Annotated in this window: 17 protein-coding genes; 8 read left to right on the top strand and 9 right to left on the bottom strand. The window is 60.4% G+C overall.

The annotated features are described in order from the left end of the window. Positions 1–115 precede the first annotated feature (115 nt). Together AB4Z52_RS29335 and AB4Z52_RS29330 are read right to left on the bottom strand one after the other, a co-directional pair. Entirely contained in the window at positions 116–805 is a 690-nt protein-coding gene (locus AB4Z52_RS29335; RefSeq protein WP_442221403.1) for a DsbA family protein, read from the bottom strand. 155 nt (positions 806–960) lie between these two features. Then, entirely contained in the window at positions 961–1,461 is a 501-nt protein-coding gene (locus tag AB4Z52_RS29330; RefSeq protein ID WP_442221402.1) for a DUF721 domain-containing protein, read from the bottom strand. Positions 1,462–1,558: 97 nt separating this feature from the next. Between AB4Z52_RS29330 and mutY the strand changes: the two genes are divergently transcribed. The 3 genes from mutY to AB4Z52_RS29315 are packed head-to-tail and all read left to right on the top strand — an operon-like array spanning position 1,559 to position 3,640. After that, complete coding sequence (gene mutY, locus AB4Z52_RS29325; protein WP_442221401.1) at positions 1,559–2,638, top strand: A/G-specific adenine glycosylase; 1,080 nt, start codon at positions 1,559–1,561, stop codon at positions 2,636–2,638. 17 nt (positions 2,639–2,655) lie between these two features. After that, positions 2,656–3,270 carry an HAD family hydrolase gene (locus tag AB4Z52_RS29320; protein ID WP_442221400.1) on the top strand — a complete coding sequence of 205 codons (615 nt, stop codon included), beginning with the start codon at positions 2,656–2,658 and terminating at the stop codon, positions 3,268–3,270. 4 nt (positions 3,271–3,274) lie between these two features. Then, on the top strand, positions 3,275–3,640 hold the full coding sequence (locus AB4Z52_RS29315) for a nuclear transport factor 2 family protein (protein ID WP_442221399.1): 366 nt from the start codon (positions 3,275–3,277) through the stop codon (positions 3,638–3,640). Between the two features lie 125 nt (positions 3,641–3,765). On the opposite strand, the gene AB4Z52_RS29310 is transcribed toward AB4Z52_RS29315, so the two are convergent. The 3 genes from AB4Z52_RS29310 to AB4Z52_RS29300 form a co-directional block, all read right to left on the bottom strand. Further along, the gene (locus AB4Z52_RS29310) at positions 3,766–4,896 is read right to left on the bottom strand and encodes a site-specific DNA-methyltransferase (RefSeq protein ID WP_442221398.1); all 1,131 of its coding nucleotides are present in this window, start codon (positions 4,894–4,896) and stop codon (positions 3,766–3,768) included. Between the two features lie 352 nt (positions 4,897–5,248). Beyond that, on the bottom strand, positions 5,249–5,596 hold the full coding sequence (locus AB4Z52_RS29305) for an antibiotic biosynthesis monooxygenase family protein (RefSeq protein WP_442221397.1): 348 nt from the start codon (positions 5,594–5,596) through the stop codon (positions 5,249–5,251). Then, positions 5,593–5,922 carry an NIPSNAP family protein gene (locus AB4Z52_RS29300; protein ID WP_442221396.1) on the bottom strand — a complete coding sequence of 110 codons (330 nt, stop codon included), beginning with the start codon at positions 5,920–5,922 and terminating at the stop codon, positions 5,593–5,595. The genes AB4Z52_RS29305 and AB4Z52_RS29300 overlap by 4 nt, the downstream gene beginning before the upstream one ends. A 97-nt stretch (positions 5,923–6,019) precedes the next feature. Between AB4Z52_RS29300 and AB4Z52_RS29295 the strand changes: the two genes are divergently transcribed. Further along, positions 6,020–6,706 (top strand): ArsR/SmtB family transcription factor, encoded by a 687-nt coding sequence (locus tag AB4Z52_RS29295; RefSeq protein ID WP_442221395.1) that lies wholly within the window; start codon positions 6,020–6,022, stop codon positions 6,704–6,706. On the opposite strand, the gene AB4Z52_RS29290 is transcribed toward AB4Z52_RS29295, so the two are convergent. From AB4Z52_RS29290 to AB4Z52_RS29280, 3 genes are all read right to left on the bottom strand, one after another. Continuing rightward, the gene (locus AB4Z52_RS29290) at positions 6,703–7,128 is read right to left on the bottom strand and encodes a DUF1284 domain-containing protein (RefSeq protein WP_442221394.1); all 426 of its coding nucleotides are present in this window, start codon (positions 7,126–7,128) and stop codon (positions 6,703–6,705) included. The two genes, AB4Z52_RS29295 and AB4Z52_RS29290, sit on opposite strands and share 4 nt — an antisense overlap. Next, a complete protein-coding gene (locus AB4Z52_RS29285; protein ID WP_442221393.1) occupies positions 7,125–7,715 on the bottom strand; it encodes a biotin transporter BioY in 591 nt (196 codons plus the stop codon). The genes AB4Z52_RS29290 and AB4Z52_RS29285 overlap by 4 nt, the downstream gene beginning before the upstream one ends. A gap of 202 nt (positions 7,716–7,917) precedes the next feature. After that, on the bottom strand, positions 7,918–8,586 hold the full coding sequence (locus AB4Z52_RS29280) for a GntR family transcriptional regulator (RefSeq protein WP_442221392.1): 669 nt from the start codon (positions 8,584–8,586) through the stop codon (positions 7,918–7,920). 144 nt (positions 8,587–8,730) lie between these two features. Here AB4Z52_RS29280 and AB4Z52_RS29275 point away from each other — a divergent pair, with 144 nt between their 5' ends. Next, a complete protein-coding gene (locus AB4Z52_RS29275; RefSeq protein ID WP_442221391.1) occupies positions 8,731–9,441 on the top strand; it encodes an HAD family hydrolase in 711 nt (236 codons plus the stop codon). 141 nt (positions 9,442–9,582) lie between these two features. On the opposite strand, the gene AB4Z52_RS29270 is transcribed toward AB4Z52_RS29275, so the two are convergent. Further along, the gene (locus AB4Z52_RS29270) at positions 9,583–10,218 is read right to left on the bottom strand and encodes a hypothetical protein (RefSeq protein WP_442221390.1); all 636 of its coding nucleotides are present in this window, start codon (positions 10,216–10,218) and stop codon (positions 9,583–9,585) included. 321 nt (positions 10,219–10,539) lie between these two features. Between AB4Z52_RS29270 and thrC the strand changes: the two genes are divergently transcribed. The 3 genes from thrC to AB4Z52_RS29255 all read left to right on the top strand — a co-directional run bounded on the left by thrC (position 10,540) and on the right by AB4Z52_RS29255 (position 13,933). Then, the gene (gene thrC / locus AB4Z52_RS29265; protein WP_442221389.1) at positions 10,540–11,940 is read left to right on the top strand and encodes a threonine synthase; all 1,401 of its coding nucleotides are present in this window, start codon (positions 10,540–10,542) and stop codon (positions 11,938–11,940) included. 17 nt (positions 11,941–11,957) lie between these two features. After that, positions 11,958–13,256 (top strand): M16 family metallopeptidase, encoded by a 1,299-nt coding sequence (locus AB4Z52_RS29260; RefSeq protein WP_442221388.1) that lies wholly within the window; start codon positions 11,958–11,960, stop codon positions 13,254–13,256. Between the two features lie 65 nt (positions 13,257–13,321). Beyond that, positions 13,322–13,933 (top strand): GNAT family N-acetyltransferase, encoded by a 612-nt coding sequence (locus AB4Z52_RS29255; RefSeq protein WP_442221387.1) that lies wholly within the window; start codon positions 13,322–13,324, stop codon positions 13,931–13,933. Positions 13,934–13,939: the final 6 nt, after the last annotated feature.

Below are 13,939 nucleotides of genomic sequence, written 5' to 3'. Positions count from 1 at the left end.
TACGGCGGTCACCCCGCCCCGCGCCAAGGCGCGACCTCCCCCATCAAGGGGGAGGTAGTACGAAAAAACCAGCGCGCGGGTCTGCCCGCTGCCCGTCCCCAATATTGAGAGCGGATCAGAGCATGCTGTCGATGATCGTCGACATGGCCTCAACCGACATGTCCCCTGCATAACGCTTCCCGTTGATCAGGAAGGTCGGCGTACCACTGACGCCAAATTCCTTGGAGCCGCGGTCGCGTACGGAATTGACATCATCCACAAGTTTCTGGTTCGTCAAGCAGGCTTCGAAGCTCTCCTGTGTAAAACCGGCAAGTTTGGAGATCTGGAGCAATGCGCCGCGGACATCCTGGACGCGCGCCCAGTTTTCCTGCTGCTTCATGAAGGTTTCAAGCAGCGGAATGGATGGGCCGTTCGGCGCGCAACGCACGAGCATGAACGCGGCATAGGCCGGAAGATCCTGCGGATCGATCGGGAACTCGCGAATGGCGAAATAGACCTTGCCGGTGTCGATATACTTGGTCTTGATCTGATCGAAGGTCGTCGCTGCGAAGTGGGCGCAATGCGGGCAGGTGGTCGACATGTATTCGACGATCTTGACCTTGGCGTTCGGATCGCCGAGCGCCATCTCGGGCAGAGCCCCGGGCTTTAGCACATCGGACATCTCGACTTCGCCGTCCGACTTTGGAACGTCGGAAGCGGCCCCGAAGGCTGTTCCGCTCGTCGAAACAACCGCAGTGGCAAAGGCCGTCAGGGCAACGCCGCCGAGCAGGTGGCGTTTGGTCATCAGCATGTCGGAAAGCGGCATATATCACCCGTTGTTAGAGAATGGTCTGTTAAATCCATGCGATATAACGGCTTGAGGCCGCTAACAAGGCGAGGTTGCGCAACTTTCTTCAAAGAATTGTGACATCGTTGGGGCAAAGGCGTTGAAATTGGCTTTGCGGCGCCAAGCTTCGACAATTACCGATCTTTTTGCTTCCCCATCACGGCCGTGCCCAATCTTTCCAGCGCCGCACGCAGTTTTTCGCCCTCAATGCCATCCATCATGGTTTCCAGCCTGCGCGCCGCCTCGCCCTTCAGCGGCACCGGCTTGCGCGAGCGCTTGACGAGCTGGGAGACCGGCTTCTGGACGATGCGGATCTGGTGGACGGCGGGGAAGCCGAAAAAGCCGTTGATGCGCTGGATGAGCTCACCCTGGGCATGGGTCAAAAACAGCGCCCGGGCGCCTTCACAAGCGATGGTGAGCACCCCCGGCTGATAGCCGCCATCCTCACTGTTGCCGCCGCGTTTTGCCCAGGCGATCTTCTCCGGCCTCGTGCAGTCGGCAAAATCCTCGCCGACGATCTCGTCCCAGGAGCCGAGTAGCGACGTGTTGATGCCGGCACGGCGGGCGAGAACGGGGTCGATCAGCCCGTTTGCCACTTCCGATATCTGTTTGACGCCATGGCGGGGATAACTCATCGCGATTGTGCTCTTCGGCCCTCTTTTGCACTTCGGACCTTGATCGTCCGGCATGGCTCGGCCAAGTATAGATCACATCCCCTCCATGCGGCAAATGATGACACAGAACACCCTTACGCCTCCATCTGCAGCGCCGCTGCTTTCCTGGTACGACCGGCACCATCGCGATCTTCCCTGGCGGATATCGCCTGCGATGGCGGCGCGGGGCGTCCGACCCGACCCTTATCATATCTGGCTTTCCGAGGTGATGCTGCAGCAAACCACGGTGCCCGCCGTCAAATCCTATTTCGCCAAATTCCTCGCACGCTGGCCGACCGTCGACGCGCTGGCGCAGGCGCCGGGCGACGACGTCATGGCCGCCTGGGCGGGGCTTGGCTACTATGCCCGTGCCCGGAACCTGAAGAAATGCGCCGAAGCCGTTGCACGCGACCACGGAGGGCATTTTCCTGATACCGAGGAAGGGCTTAAGGCGCTGCCGGGGATCGGCGACTATACGGCCGCGGCCGTTGCAGCCATCGGCTTTGACAGACAGGCGGCAGTCATGGACGGCAATGTCGAGCGGGTGATTTCTAGGCTCTTTGCGATCGCGATGCCTCTGCCTGCGGCAAAGCCGCTGATGAAAAGGCAGGTCGCCTTGCTGACGCCACGGGAACGGCCGGGCGATTTCGCCCAGGCAATGATGGATCTCGGCGCGACGATCTGCACGCCGAAGCGGCCGACTTGTTCGATCTGTCCGTTTCGCGACAATTGCGAGGCGCTGCGGCTGCATGATCCCGAGCAATTTCCGGTCAAGGCAGCTAAAAAGGACAAGCCCGTGCGCCAAGGCGCTGCGTTCATCGCCGTCAATGACCACGGCGAGATCCTGTTGCGGCGGCGCATCGAGACTGGCCTGCTCGGCGGCATGACGGAGGTGCCTACAACCGGCTGGACGGCGCGGATCGATGGGGAGACGACAACGGAAGCGGCGCCGTTTGCGGCGGACTGGCAGGCCTGCGGCACCGTCACCCACGTCTTCACGCATTTTGAGCTCAGGCTTGCAATTTTCCGCGCCTCTATTGCGGGCGGGCCGGGCGCGGATGACGGTTGGTGGGAACCGGTTACAAATCTTGAAGCGCAGGCCTTGCCGACGGTCATGAAAAAAGCGATCGCTCAGGCTATTCCACGTGCATTCATTTAGATTCCAAGGGACGGTTCATGACGACGGAAATACAGCATATTGTCTTCGATATCGGCAAGGTCCTCATCCACTACGATCCGAACCTGGCCTTCGCCCGGATCATTCCCGACGAGGAGGAGCGGGCTCGGTTTTTTGCTGAGATCTGCACCCATGACTGGAACGTCGAGCAGGATCGCGGCCGGACCTGGGAAGAGGCCGAGGCACTGTTGATCGCCGACCATCCGCAGCGCGCCGAACAGATCCGCGCCTTCCGCAAGAACTGGCACGAAATGGTCCCGCATCACTACGAAGAAAGCGTCGCAATCATGGAAAAGCTGATCGCCGAAGGGCGCGACGTCACGCTGCTGACAAACTTCGCCTCCGACACGTTCCGCGAAGCGCAACAGCGGTTTCCGTTCCTAAAAGCCACGCGCGGCGTTACGGTCTCCGGCGATATCGGCCTCATCAAGCCTGATGTTGCAATCTACGAGACGCATGCAAGGGACTTCGGCCTTGATCCTGCATCGACAATCTTCATCGACGACAGCCAGGCAAACGTCGACGGTGCTAAAGCGGCCGGCTGGAAGGCCGTTCATTTTACCGGGGCAGACAAGCTGCGCGCAGATCTTTCAAGCTACGGCATCGAGGTGTGACACCATGACATTCGATCCCGCCGAGCGCATCGAACGCTTCCATGAAGCCGTCAACGGCATGGACTTCGAGGCAATGGAGAAGCTCTTCGCCAAGGACGCGACCTATGTCTCGAACGGCGTCGGAAGCCTGTCGGGCCGGGAGGAAATCCTTTCGGCCATCCGGCTCTATTTCGAGGCCTATCCCAACCAGACCGCCGTCAACACCCTGGTCGAGACGCTGACGCCCCTCTCCGGCCGCGCCGTCTGGTCCGTCCGCGCGACACATTCGAGAACCGGCAAGCCCCTGGTGCGCGAAGGCGAAGAGACGATCACCTTCAACGAGGACGGGGAAGTGGTCAGCGTCGACGTCACTGACTACAAGGCGTTCTGACCTCCCGACAAGCCTTTGAAAACAAAGAAGCCCAGAGCGATGAACCCTAGGCGTCTTTGATTCTTCTTCCGTAACTGGAGGTACAAACCCAAAGAAGAAGTCATGCGCTCTGGCGGATGGCGAAACTACTCCGCCTTTGCCAGATCGTTGCGGATGATGGACCGGAGATCATCGATCGGGCGCAGAGTCTGCCCGTCGTCGAAATGCCAGAACGTCCATCCGTTGCATGCATCAAGGCCCTGGACTTTTGCACCAAGGCGATGAATCGAGCCGGCATCTCCGCCGGACGCGACCGTGCCGTCGGCGCGAACGATCGCGCTGTGGCGGCGCCTTGCGTCAGTTAGCACCTGGCCGGGCTTGATCATACCGTTCTCAACAAGCACGTTGAAGGCGATACGCACCTCCGCCTTCTTGCCGGTCATGACGGTCAGTTCAGCTTTGCCGAGCGTATCGACGGCGGCGATGCGGGCGGATGCGGCATCGATGTATTCCTGTTCGCGCTCGATACCGACGAAATGTCGGCCAAGGCGCTTGGCGACGGCGCCCGTCGTGCCGGTGCCGAAGAAGGGATCGAGAATGAGGTCGCCCGGCTTGGAAGAGGCCATGATGACGCGGGCGAGCAGTGCTTCCGGCTTCTGCGTCGGATGGGCCTTCTTGCCGGCATCGTCCTTCAGGCGCTCGTTGCCGCTGCAGATCGGGAACAGCCAGTCGGATCGCATCTGGACGTCGTCGTTCGACGCCTTCATCGCATCGTAGTTGAAGGTGTAGCCCTTGGCCTTGGCGCTCGGGCTTGCCCAGATCATCGTCTCATGGGCGTTCTGGAAACGGCGACCCTTGAAATTCGGCATCGGATTGGTCTTGCGCCAGACGATATCGTTGAGGAGCCAGAAGTTCAGGTCCTGCATCAACGCGCCGACGCGGAAGATATTGTGATAGGAGCCGATGACCCAGATCGTGCCGGTCGGCTTCAGCACACGCCGGCAGGCCAGCAGCCAGGCGCGGGTGAAGGCATCATAGGCCTCGAAGGACGCAAACTGGTCCCATTCGTCGTCGACGGCATCGACGAGCGACTGATCGGGGCGATGCAGGGCACCGCCAAGCTGGAGATTATAGGGCGGATCGGCAAAGATCACATCGACGGAATGGGTCGGCAAGGCCTCGAGCGCGGCCACGCAATCACCCTTGATAATCGTGTCGATATAGGCGCCGGGACGAGAGGATGCCTTGAGGTCTGCGCTTAACAAAACTGACGCCATTTTATACTCGCTGTTACGCTTACGCATTACGCTTTAACTGATCGGTATGGTTACCTAAGTTGGTTACCAAAGACTAAAGCAGTGACGGATTTGGGAAATTAATCGTCTTCTTAGCGCGATGGAAAAACTGAGGTGGATGCGTTGTAAAGCGACATGGACAAGCACGAGACGATCGCACGACTGAAAAAACGGGGCGATGTCGTTCGGGCACTCGGGGCGACCTCTCCTCATCTATGAGCCCTCATCCAGAGGTGCAATTGGAAGAATTGCCTCGACGGACGAGGGCGCTTGCGCCGATCTGTGCGGTTTTGTGTAGGCAATCAGCCCTGAGGCCACCCTCGTGGTTCTGCTGTCAAGCAGCATGCACCTCCCGGCTATCCCTCGGGGCTTCGCCTCGGTCATTCAACCCGTAGTCCCGCACAACGTGGGCGATACGCAGGCGGTAGTCGGCGAAGATGCCGTTGCGGCCGGCTCTCTGGGCGGCGCGATGGGCTTCGGTGTTGCGCCACGCCTTGACGGAGGCCTCGTCGCGCCAGAAGGAGAGCGAGAGGATCTTGCCGCGCAGCTTGAGGCTCTCGAAACGCTCGATGGAGATGAAGCCGTCCATGGTTTCGAGCTCGGATTTCAGCGATCCGGCGAGATCGAGGTAATTGTGCCGTTCGCCGATGAAGGGAACGACTTCGAAGATGACAGCGATCATAGCGCCACCTTCGGGGCGTGCGGCGTCGAAACGCATTTCAGGAACAGACGGTCTTCCTTGAGGATAAAGCGCTCTCGTCTGGCGAATTCGTAGTTCTCGATACCGAGCGGGTCGGCAACCAGGCCGGCGCGATACCGCTCGTAGGCTGCGAGATTTTCGATATTGTAGACCCCGTAGGCCATCGTCGCCGAGCCCTCGTGCGGGCCGAAATAGCCGATGAGATCGGCGCCGCAGCGGGGGATCGCCTGGCCCCAGTTGCGGGCATATTCGGCAAAGGCCTCCTTCTTGAACGGGTCGATCTCATAGCGGATGAAACAGGTGATCATGGTCGGCTCCTCTTGCTGTGCGGTTCTGAAGACCACTTTCGCATGTTGCCCGACGTCGATGCTTCGGTTACGATCGAAGTATGCAGGAGGATGACACTTGAAGGAAGGTCCTGACATTGCGCAGATCGGTGCGCTGATCGGCGATCCGGCGCGGGCAAACATGCTCACCGCGCTGATGGCCGGTCGAGCGTTGACGGCAACGGAACTTGCTGAGGCCGGCGGCATCACGGTGCAGACGGCAAGCACGCATCTTGCCAAGCTCGAGGCGGGCGGCTTGCTTTCGCAACGCAAGCAGGGACGCCACCGCTATTTCACGCTCGCTGACGATGCAGTGGGCAAATTGCTCGAAGGCATTATGGGATTTGCCGCCAGCCGCGGGCATCTGCGCCATCAACCAGGACCGAAGGAGCCGGCGCTGCGCAAGGCGCGCATCTGCTATGATCATCTGGCCGGCGACTATGGCGTCAGGATGCTCGACAGCCTGATTGCGTCGGGGGCGATTTCCAAGGTCGGCGAGGGTTTGAGCCTGACGTCAGGCGGCGAAGATCAGCTGAAGGCGATCGGCATCGATGTATCAGGCCTCAAATCGACACGCCGGCCACTTTGCCGTTCCTGCCTCGACTGGAGCGAACGGCGCGCACATCTGGCAGGAACGCTCGGCCAGGCAATGCTTGCCAATTTCTTCGACAAAGGCTGGGCGCGGCGATCGGAGAACACGCGCTCGATCCTGTTTACCGGCGAAGGCGAGCGCCAGTTTCTGACGCTCTTTCCTGTCGATGGCTAACCTCGGTTGACGAGCGTTCCCTGATAGCCCTCAGCGGCGATGCCGGTGCACAGGCTTTCCCAGTCGCATCCGCGGCAGGCTTTCCGGATATCGCCGGAGGCGAAATTTCGGCGGAGATTCGAAAGCAGCCGTGCATCCGAGCTGATGATCGACCCCGGCTCGATCTTGCTGCCGAGCAAGTGGGCGACAGCTTCAGCGGCGGCCGCGTCGCGGTTGATCACGCTCGCCTTGAGGCAATGCGGATCTGCGCCCTTCATCAGCGGCGCGCAGATGTCGTCGGGGCCGGAGACGAGTTCGATCTCCTCTCCGGCCGAGAGGCGCCTAGCGATGCTACGGTAGTTCTCGGTGAAGGCCCGGCTATAGCCTTCACCGACGAAGGTTAGCATGCAAAGCAGGTGATGGGCGCGCAGCCTGACAGTCAATTCAGTTGGGCCCTGCCGAGATAGATCTTCGCGCCCATCAGCACAGCTGCGGCAAGCGCCGACTTCAGCACGGCACCGAGGATGAACGGTGCAACGCCGAACAGCCAGCCTTTTTCAGCGCCGATCAGCACGGCCAACCATCCGCCGCCGATAGCTAGGCACAGAATGTTGCCGGCAAGGTGCGAAGCGAAACTGCTGACCACGCGATCACCGCTCCAGCCACGCTCGGCAAGCCAGCCGGTCAATACGCCGATTGCAGGGAAGGAGACGAGGTAACCGGCTGTCGGGCCGACGAAGGGCGCAAGGCCGCCTGCCCCGCCTGCCAGAACCGGAAAACCGAGCATTGCCTCGCCGAGCCAGGCAAGGATCGTCACTGCGCCGAGCCTCCAGCCGTAGAGCGCGCCGATCATGGTGACGGCAAAGGTCTGCATGGTGATCGGCACCGGCACCATCGGCACGCTGATCCGGGAGGCCAGGGCCAAGGCCAGTGTACCGGCGACAATAAAAACGGCCTTGACGGCAAAAGAGCGTTGACCAAGGCGCAGGGGGTCGAATGCATCCACCTGATGCGCGTCGAAGAGGGACATGAAGTTCTCCTGGGCTAAAATATAGATAATTTCTCATTGCCATCTATTTCATGACCAGGAGAAATGGATGACGCAAGCCACCTGCCGAAAATTTCCAGATAAAATACGAGGCGTCGACTCTTGCATAGCCAAATGGGCCGAAAATAGGCAAAGAACACCGCGTTTTTCGCAATGCCAAATTATCTATAATTTTGGAATTTTTTTAACCTACGATGGCAAAAGCTTCGCGGGTCGCGCCTGAGGGCGTGCGGACGGCCGCTTTGCCGATCCACTGGACGTGCTTTTGCAGAATGGCCGCGGCCTCGTCGGTTCGACCCTTGCGGAGGGCTGAAAGAATAGCGCGGTGGTCGTGATCGGTTCGCTTTTCCCAGCCGGACTGCCAGGCAGAGAACAGAAACCGGGCGCTGGCCGCATGCAGGTCGTCGATCGTCGCCAGCAGGCGCGGCATGGTGCAAGGAGCAAGGATCAGGCGATGGAAACTTCGGTTGGCCTCCTCCCAGCTGTGGACCTCGGAGGCGGCATCCCCTTGCCTTGCGGCCTCTTCAGCCGCATCGAGGATTGACGCTGTCAGATGCGGGGCGGCGTGCTTCAACGCCAGGCTTTCGAGCGCTGCCCGCATCTCGGCGACCTCGCGAACCTCCTTCAGATCGAAGGAGGCGACGCGAAAGCCGCGACGCGGCTCGCTAATCGCCAATCCTTGCGCCTCCAGCAGACGGAAGGCCTCGCGGACGGGCACGTGGCTTGCGCCGAACTCTTCGGCCAGGTGATCCTGGCGCAGGCGGCTGTCGGGCGCGAGTTCGCCTCGGATGATGCGCTCGGCAAGCACCCGGCTGATACGGCTGGCGATGGTGTCGTCCTTTTCCCTGGCCATGCGCGATCCTTAATGACGGGCCTTGCGCTTGTCGAGACGATATAGCTGCCCATTGTGTGCAGGACAGGCATGCCCGCCCGCCGGTTGAGCTTTGGCGGGTCATCGTGTAAAGCGCAGCATTCGGTTCTTGAGGCATTCCATTCCATGAATATCAGCCAATCCGTGAATACCGGCTTCGACTTGATCATCTTCGACTGCGACGGCGTACTGGTCGATTCGGAAATCATCGCGGCGGATGTCGAGTCCAAGCTTCTGACCGAAGCGGGCTATCCGATCGAAGCCGAAGAGCTGGCCGAGCGCTTCGCCGGCATGACCTGGGAAAATATCCTGTTCCAGGTCGAGCGCGAGGCAAGCATTCCCCTGTCAGCAACCCTGCTCGACCGATCGGAAAAGCTTCTAGACATCAGGCTTGCCAACGAGGTCAAAGCCATTCCGGGCGTGGAATTCGCACTGGCGCGCCTCGATATGCCCCGCTGCATCTGCTCGAATTCGAGCTCCGTGCGGTTAGAAACGATGCTGACCAAGGTCGGCCTGAAGAAGCTGTTTGCGCCGCATATCTACTCGGCGAAGGACCTCGGGCCCGATCGCGTCAAGCCGAAGCCGGATATCTTCCTGCATGGTGCGGCCCAGTTCGATCTGTCTCCGTCGCAGGTGATCGTGGTCGAGGATTCGATGCATGGCGTCCGTGCGGCGCGCGCCGCTGGCATGCGGGTCATCGGCTTTACCGGCGCGTCGCATACCTATCCATCGCATGCAGACAAGCTGACCGACGCCGGCGCAGAGACAGTAATCTCGCGCATGTCCGACCTGCCCGGCGTCGTGGCGGCACTTTCGGAATGGACAGCTGTTATTTGAGGGCTTTGCCTCCACCTCCCCCTTGATGGGGGAGGTCGCGCGAACGCGCGAGTGGCGGTGATCCTTGGGTGCCTCGGAAAGTCACCCCGGCACCGCGTGCGGACCCTTCCCACCAAGGGGAGAGTGTCACATTGCGACCGCCTACTTCTTTTTCTTTTTGACCGGCTGCTTGGTTTTCTGCGCACCGCCTTGGTCAAAGCTGACGACAACCTGCGTGAAGCCTCCCGAACCGCCCGTCGTCGTGACCTTGCTGTCGGTATAGAGGAACTGCGTCGTGCTCTCGCCCGGAGGCATGGTGAGCGGGAAGCTCGTGGTGTCGGTGTAGAGCACCTTCTCGCCGTCCATGACCTCTACCTTGATGGGCAGATTGACTGCGCTCGGCATGCCGGCCGGACCCGACACCAGACGTCCCTGCGCGACGACGGTTATGTTGAGGCTGGTGCCGTTGGTCGTGCACTGGCGCGTCGCCTGGACGAGCGAGGCCTGGTAGGAAAGCTGCTGCGGATCGGTCTTGGCGCCCTTGTAGACCTGGTGAACGGAACCTTCGTCGCGAACCACCACCTGCGGGCATTTACCGGCGACATAGGCGCCGCCTGCAGCGGGTGCCGCCGGGGTGGCAGCACCGACAGGCACGGAGGCGGAACCGTTGTCCGCCTGTGGCTGGACGGTCACCTGCGTTGCCGGCTGCTTGTCGCCACCGAAGCCGAGCGAACTGCAGCCGGAAAGGACTGCCACGAGCGATGCGGAGAAAAGAAGACGCGAAATCCTGCCTGACACGATTATTCAACCCTCTGCACGATATGCATTTTTAGCGGTCCCGGCTTAGTCCGCGGGGCCTTTCATGACACTTGGCGATGGTCTATACCAGCCGTGCTACGAAAAATCGATTGGGTAAGCACCGTTTTGATTCACTTTTCAACGCTACCGGATTCCTCCAAACCGCCGCCTTGCGCCAATAGCGACGGCCCAGTTGCGTGGCTGCGAAAACGGCGCCGTTGATTTGGCGCAAAGAGACCGGGTAGAGCACCCTCCTTCGCCCTAGAATTGATCGCTCGACACCTTCCAGACATTCCATTTCCGATATCGAGGTAAACGACCGTGGACTATATCTCAACGCGGGGAGAGGCCCCTGCCCTTGGCTTTTGCGACGCCCTTCTGGCGGGGCTTGCACGCGACGGCGGGCTCTATGTCCCGCGCGAATGGCCTGAGTTCAGCAAGAAGGACATTCGCGGCTTTCGCGGCAATAGCTATCAGGACATCGCCTTTGCGGTGCTTTCGCGGTTCGTCGGTGACGAGATACCGGCCGACACGTTCCGCGCCATGATCGACGAGGCCTACGGCACCTTCCGCCATCCGGCGATCGCGCCGCTGGTGCAGACAGGCCCGAACAGCTTCATCATGGAGCTTTTCCATGGCACGACGCTCGCCTTCAAGGACGTCGCCATGCAATTGCTGGCGCGGCTGATGGATTATTCGCTGGCAAAACGCGGCGAGCGGGCGACCATCGTCGGCGCCACATCGGGCGATACCGGCGGGGCGGCGATCGACGCCTTTGCGGGGCGTGACCGGACGGACATCTTCATCCTGTTTCCCCATGGCAAGGTCTCGCCGGTCCAGCAGCGGCAGATGACCAGCTCGACGGCTTCGAATGTACATGCGCTGGCGATCAAGGGAAATTTCGACGATTGCCAGAACCTCGTCAAGGCGATGTTCAACGACACGGCCTTTCGCGACAGGGTGAAGCTTTCGGGCGTCAACTCGATCAACTGGGCCCGGATCATGGCGCAAGTCGTCTATTATTTCACGGCCGCCGTCGCGCTCGGCGGCCCGGACCGGAAGATATCGTTCACGGTTCCAACCGGGAATTTCGGCGACATCTTCGCCGGCTACGTCGCCAAGCGTATGGGTCTGCCGATCGACAGGCTGGTGATCGCCACCAATGAGAACGACATTCTTGCGAGGACCCTGAAGACCGGCCGCTACGAGATGCGCGAGGTCAAGGCCACCACGTCGCCGTCAATGGATATCCAGATCTCATCCAATTTCGAACGCCTGCTTTTCGAGGCCTATGGGCGCGACGCATCGAAGGTGCGCGCGGCCATGGACAGCCTGAAGCAATCGAACGGCTTCGAGATTGGTGAGAAAGCACTGAAATTCATCAAGCGCGATTTCCGGGCCGGCCGGGCCAGCGAAAGCCAGGTGGCCGAGACGATAAGGCACACACTCGCTAAGACGGGCTATCTCCTTGATCCGCATACGGCTATCGCCGCTTTCGTCGCTGCGAAACACGAAAAGCCGAACAGTCCGATGGTGACGCTTTCAACCGCGCATCCGGCGAAATTCCCTGCCGCAGTAAAATCGGCATGCGGTATTGACCCGGCGCTTCCGACGTGGCTTGCTGATCTGATGGACAGGGAGGAGCGCTTCGACGTCCTGGATCCGGAACTTAAAGCCGTTGAGAGCTTCATCGGCGAACATGCCCGGGCCAAGGGGCGATAAGCGCAGAAAGACGAGCGATGACAGTTGAGTGCACCCGGCTTAATTCGGGGCTGACGATAGTAACTGAGACGATGCCGCATCTTGAAAGCGTTGCGCTCGGAGTCTGGATAAAATCGGGTTCACGGAACGAGACTGAAGCGGAGCACGGCATCGCTCACCTGCTCGAACACATGGCTTTCAAGGGCACCGCGCGGCGCACCGCACGCGAGATCGCCGAGGAAATCGAGAATGTCGGCGGCGAAGTCAATGCTGCGACATCTACCGAGACAACGTCCTATTATGCGCGCGTCCTCAAGGAAGACGTGCCGCTTGCCGTCGATATCCTGGCGGATATCCTGATCGAGAGCGCGTTCGAGGAAGACGAACTGCAGCGCGAGAAGCAGGTCATCCTGCAGGAAATCAACGCGGCGAACGACACGCCCGACGACGTCGTCTTCGACAAGTTTTCCGAAGTCGCCTATCGCGATCAGACGCTCGGGCGGGCGATCCTCGGCACGCCGCAGACAGTGGTCTCCTTCACGCCGCAACAGATCCGCGGCTATCTCAGCCGCAACTACACGACCGACCGCATGTTCGTCGTTGCTGCCGGTGCGGTCGATCACGACAGCTTCGTGCGCGAAGTCGAGAAGCGGTTTGCGGGTCTTCCCACCGCTCCCTCAGCGACGCCCGTTATCGAGACCGCCCGCTATATTGGCGGCAGCGTCCGCGAAACGCGCGACCTGATGGACGCGCAGATCCTCCTCGGCTTCGAGGGTCGCGCCTATCACGCCCGTGACTTCTACTGTTCGCAGATCCTTGCCAATATCCTTGGCGGCGGCATGTCCTCGCGGCTGTTCCAGGAAGTGCGGGAGGTTCGCGGCCTGTGCTATTCGGTCTATGCCTTCCATTGGGGCTTTTCCGATACCGGCATCTTCGGCATCCATGCCGCGACGGGGGGCGAGAACCTGCCGGAACTGCTGCCCGTCATCGTCGGGGAATTGCGCAAGTCCTCGCACAACATCGAGGAGCAGGAAATCCAGCGCGCCCGCGCCCAGATCCGCGCGCAATTGCTGATGGGCCAGGAAAGCCCGGCAGCGCGTGCAGGCCAGATCGCCCGCCAGATGATGCTTTACGGTCGCCCGATCCCCAATCCCGAGATGATGGAGCGTCTCGAGGGTATTACGATCGAGCGCCTGACCGACCTTGCCGGCCGGCTGTTCTTCGACACGGTGCCGACGCTTTCGGCAATCGGTCCGCTGGAGCAGCTCGCGCCGATGGAAGACATCGTCACCTCTCTTTCACTGCCAGAAACCGCCATTAAAAAAGCGCGCGGCTGATCCACCGCCAGCGGCCAGCGGGGTCTGATAACCACGAGTTCAACCTTTCCGGGAGAAATGGACGGATGCCAAAGTCGGTTTTTCGGTTTCTGTCGCGGCAGCCGGACACCTTGGAACTTGATGGCCCCAACCATATCCTCCGCCTGCCCCGTTATTCCGACTTCAACCAGTGGCACAAGCTGCGGGCTGAAAGCCGCCGGTTCCTCGAGCCATGGGAGCCGACATGGCGCCACGACGAATTGACGGAAGGCAGCTATCGCGCCCGCGTCATTCGCGGCAAGCAGGAATACAATTCCGGCCAGGCTATTCCGCTGTTCATATTCCACAAGGACGGCACGCTGCTCGGCGGTGTTACCATCGGCTATATCAGGCGCGGTGCTGCGCAAAGCTGTATGATTGGGTACTGGATGGGCGAGCGCCACTCGGGCAAAGGCCATATGTTCGCCGCACTTGAGATGGTTATACCGTACATCTTTTCAGGACTTGAGTTGCACCGTATCGAGGCAGCCTGTATTCCAGACAATGAACGTAGTATGAGGCTTCTGGAGAAGGCCGGTTTTCAACGGGAAGGTTACTTGCGCGGATATTTGAAAATAAACGGTCAATGGCGCGATCACGTGATGTTTTCCCGATTGGCAACGGACACGGGTCCGATCAGGAAAACCGAGAACCTATGACCACCG

It is taken from the genome of Rhizobium sp. 2YAF20, assembly GCF_052114685.1.
Taxonomy (GTDB): Bacteria; Pseudomonadota; Alphaproteobacteria; order Rhizobiales; family Rhizobiaceae; genus Rhizobium.
The sequence above is the reverse complement of the archived record's forward strand: the minus strand, read 5'-3'. Positions and strand labels throughout refer to the sequence as shown.

Excerpts from the sequence above, each read along its gene's own strand:
- AB4Z52_RS29335 (WP_442221403.1), bottom strand. The coding sequence starts at position 805 with ATGCCGCTTTCCGACATGCTGATGACCAAACGCCACCTGCTCGGCGGC.
- AB4Z52_RS29330 (WP_442221402.1), bottom strand. The coding sequence starts at position 1,461 with ATGAGTTATCCCCGCCATGGCGTCAAACAGATATCGGAAGTGGCAAAC.
- mutY (WP_442221401.1), top strand. The coding sequence starts at position 1,559 with ATGACACAGAACACCCTTACGCCTCCATCTGCAGCGCCGCTGCTTTCC.
- AB4Z52_RS29320 (WP_442221400.1), top strand. The coding sequence starts at position 2,656 with ATGACGACGGAAATACAGCATATTGTCTTCGATATCGGCAAGGTCCTC.
- AB4Z52_RS29315 (WP_442221399.1), top strand. The coding sequence starts at position 3,275 with ATGACATTCGATCCCGCCGAGCGCATCGAACGCTTCCATGAAGCCGTC.
- AB4Z52_RS29310 (WP_442221398.1), bottom strand. The coding sequence starts at position 4,896 with ATGGCGTCAGTTTTGTTAAGCGCAGACCTCAAGGCATCCTCTCGTCCC.
- AB4Z52_RS29305 (WP_442221397.1), bottom strand. The coding sequence starts at position 5,596 with ATGATCGCTGTCATCTTCGAAGTCGTTCCCTTCATCGGCGAACGGCAC.
- AB4Z52_RS29300 (WP_442221396.1), bottom strand. The coding sequence starts at position 5,922 with ATGATCACCTGTTTCATCCGCTATGAGATCGACCCGTTCAAGAAGGAG.
- AB4Z52_RS29285 (WP_442221393.1), bottom strand. The coding sequence starts at position 7,715 with ATGTCCCTCTTCGACGCGCATCAGGTGGATGCATTCGACCCCCTGCGC.
- AB4Z52_RS29280 (WP_442221392.1), bottom strand. The coding sequence starts at position 8,586 with ATGGCCAGGGAAAAGGACGACACCATCGCCAGCCGTATCAGCCGGGTG.
- AB4Z52_RS29275 (WP_442221391.1), top strand. The coding sequence starts at position 8,731 with ATGAATATCAGCCAATCCGTGAATACCGGCTTCGACTTGATCATCTTC.
- AB4Z52_RS29260 (WP_442221388.1), top strand. The coding sequence starts at position 11,958 with ATGACAGTTGAGTGCACCCGGCTTAATTCGGGGCTGACGATAGTAACT.
- AB4Z52_RS29255 (WP_442221387.1), top strand. The coding sequence starts at position 13,322 with ATGCCAAAGTCGGTTTTTCGGTTTCTGTCGCGGCAGCCGGACACCTTG.